Genomic DNA, 2,816 nt, shown 5'->3' with positions numbered 1-2,816 from the left:
AACTTGTCAGGTGTTCGACAATGTCGGGAATAAGCCAACGCGTTGCAGAGTGATCGTTGTCCTGCAAGGACTTGGGGGATCGGCTCGAAACTTGCAGCATCCCCATCATGCTACGCCTCCACGAGGAAATTCCATGGTACGGCTCCCAATCCCGTGCTCTCCCGCCTACGTGCATCCACCTCTGCGACGAGCGTCAAGCGTGGCCGTGGGCTGTCTAACATAGAACCAGCATCGCATCGACCGCAGTCGTCCAGAGAACTGCCAATTGGGAAGAGCGACAGGAAAGCAACGAAATGCTGGCCCATAGCGCCGTAAGGCGCGCAACAACCACCGCCGTACTGCATCTGTCATAGGGAGACGGCATGCGCACTTACTAAAGTAGTCAAACACATGCGGAAACTGATGAATCAACGTGATGCTTCCAACGGGACAAATCGTCCGGCGAGCACGGGACATCAAACGGCAACTCGCGCTCCCTCTGGCGACGACGGCCGGGGATCTCGGCTGTTGGGCGGATCCTTGACTCCATTCGCGATCTTGCGGCCGCCCTTCTTGCTCGTGCAACCGAGATCGAGGCGGAACGCCGCATGCAGTCCGAGGTTGCGATCGATCGGAGTAGTCCGTATGTTCGCTCCGCGCAGCCGTGGGCGACGGGGGCTGGATTTATCTTGGGGAATGGAAGTGATCAGCGCGTTGGCTCGGCTCGACGGCTCAGTCGGCTGGACCGCGATGATCGGCAGTGCATCGGCCATCATGAGCCCTCGACTGCCGCGACAGACTTACGATCTAATGTCCCGGGACAAGTCGGACGTCATCATAGCTAGTGTCTCCCCCCGGAGGCGCCACCGAGAGAATGCCGGGCGGGTGGCGCGTCAGCGGCCGTTGGCCAGTTGTTGCCACCATGCCGACTGGATGATGGGTATCTGTGTCATGTCGGAAGGAGGAAAACCTCTCTCTGGGCCGGCGGGGATGCCGCCCCACCGTTGGTCCGGTGCGTCGCCCGGCCGGCATCAGCCTAGGAGATCGAAGCACCTGGCACGCCTGCGGCCTCAGAGGTACTGGCAGTCACCACATAGCCCTTCAAAACGTATTCGCGCCGGAGGCCAATTTTCGACTTTCCAGCTGGAGCATCATGCGAACCGAGTCCGCGCTATACCAAGATTGGGGGCACCTTCAGTCGGTGCTTCTGGGGACCGTCTGCCTGGGCATCGCCGAGGGCGCGTTATCGGATGTTGCCGACCTCGCCCACAGCGGCCGGAAACAACTTCGAGCGCCGGTTCCTATGCGCGACTCGGAGAGGGTCCAAGGCGAACTGGGTCGAATTGAGGCAGATGTGCGTGCGGCGCGGGCGGCCATGTAGGTTCAGGCGGAGAGCCACTGGCAGCACGCCCTGGCCCACACGCTGGGTGGCCAGGCCCTGTACATCCAGGGCATACAGACGGTTGTCTGGATTGCGACGATCTTTGCGAGCGCAACACATGCCTGCTTTACCCTGGCCTGCGGTGCCGCAGTATATAAATCTTCACTTCTTCAGCGGCTCTCGCCTCGAACGTCGCGATCTCCGGTCTCGCCCTGACCGCTGGGAATCTCGACCTCGTCAGCGCAGTGCTGGCTGAAGCGAGGGAGCTGAGGGTGATGTCTTTGGACTGGAGCGCGACGACCAAAAGGGCAATCGCGCCAGCAAGTCGTAATTCACGTCATCAAGACCGGTACCCGGGTGTAAGTTGGAGAAAATTTGATGAGATACGCCTTATCTTCTAAGCTAGCCTTTGGCATTTTCGATCATTTGGACGAGGACGGAAGCGCCATTCGACGACAATACGCGGACCGCCTTACGCTGGCGGAAGCGTATGACCGGCTAGGTTTTTACGCTTACCATCTCGCGGAGCACCATTGTTCGCCGCACGGAAGGAGCCCATCGCCGAATCTCTTTTTGTCGAGCGTCGCACAGCGCACCCGGGGACTTCGTCTCGGCCCCCTGGTGATGCTCCTGAGCCTTAATCATCCGCTACGTGCGTTTGAAGAGATCTGCATGCTTGACCACTTGAGCGGTGGTAGGGTCGAGATGGGCATGGGGCGCGGATGCCTTCCGCTCGAGCTAAGTTACTTCGGGATCGATGCGGACACGGTGCCAGCACGCTATCTCGAAGCCAGCGAGATTCTAATGGAGGCGATGAGGGGGGGCGCCCTTTCCTATCGGGGTCACCATTTTCAGCTAGACAATGTCCCTTTGACACTGAGGCCCCATCAACAGCCGCATCCGCCGACATGGATAGCCACCAATCGACCCGAGTCCGCCCGCTGGGCCGCTGCAAACGGCGCAAACATCGCATCCGTAGGACCTGCTTCGTTTGTTCGCAAGATTACTGACGAATACCGTGCCGAGGAACGATACAAGACGGGCACCGACGGCCAACCATCCTTTGTCGGGTTGCTTCGCATGATTGTGGTCGGTCAATCTGCCAGTCATGCATACTCGCTCGCGACACCTGCTTTCGAGCGATGGCTTAAAAACTTCAAATACCTGTACGACCTCAATGCGATTCCCCTTCCACCAAATCTGCCACTGAATTTAGACGCAGCAATAGAGAGTGAATTGTGCGTAGTAGGAACAGCGGCTCTTGTGCGGCGAACTCTGCTTGATCAGTTGGAAGAGGCCAGGGCGAACTATCTTCTTTGTCAGGTCGCGTTTGGCGATCTGCCCGTGGACGCCTCACTTTTCACGGCTATGACCATTCAGTCCGAATTGATGGACCGAACTGCATGAGTGCGGCCTCCCCCACTTCTTGCATACCGAGGCCTATCGCAGCCAGCAG

3 protein-coding genes are annotated in these 2,816 nt (G+C 58.8%); 2 read left to right on the top strand and 1 reads right to left on the bottom strand.

Going from position 1 to position 2,816, the window contains the following annotated elements:
* Positions 1-455 precede the first annotated feature (455 nt).
* Entirely contained in the window at positions 456-755 is a 300-nt protein-coding gene (locus tag VSR82_RS39560; RefSeq protein ID WP_498858875.1) for a hypothetical protein, read from the bottom strand.
* A 377-nt stretch (positions 756-1,132) separates the two neighbouring features.
* On the opposite strand from VSR82_RS39560, the gene VSR82_RS39555 reads away from it, so the two are divergent.
* Together VSR82_RS39555 and VSR82_RS39550 are read left to right on the top strand one after the other, a co-directional pair.
* The gene (locus tag VSR82_RS39555) at positions 1,133-1,360 is read left to right on the top strand and encodes a hypothetical protein (RefSeq protein WP_498858874.1); all 228 of its coding nucleotides are present in this window, start codon (positions 1,133-1,135) and stop codon (positions 1,358-1,360) included.
* A 378-nt stretch (positions 1,361-1,738) separates the two neighbouring features.
* The gene (locus VSR82_RS39550; RefSeq protein WP_498858873.1) at positions 1,739-2,767 is read left to right on the top strand and encodes an LLM class flavin-dependent oxidoreductase; all 1,029 of its coding nucleotides are present in this window, start codon (positions 1,739-1,741) and stop codon (positions 2,765-2,767) included.
* The last annotated feature ends 49 nt before the right edge of the window (positions 2,768-2,816 follow it).

It is taken from the genome of Burkholderia sp. JPY481 (assembly GCF_038900515.1).
Lineage (GTDB): Bacteria > Pseudomonadota > Gammaproteobacteria > Burkholderiales > Burkholderiaceae > Paraburkholderia > Paraburkholderia youngii.
The sequence above is the reverse complement of the archived record's forward strand: the minus strand, read 5'-3'. Positions and strand labels throughout refer to the sequence as shown.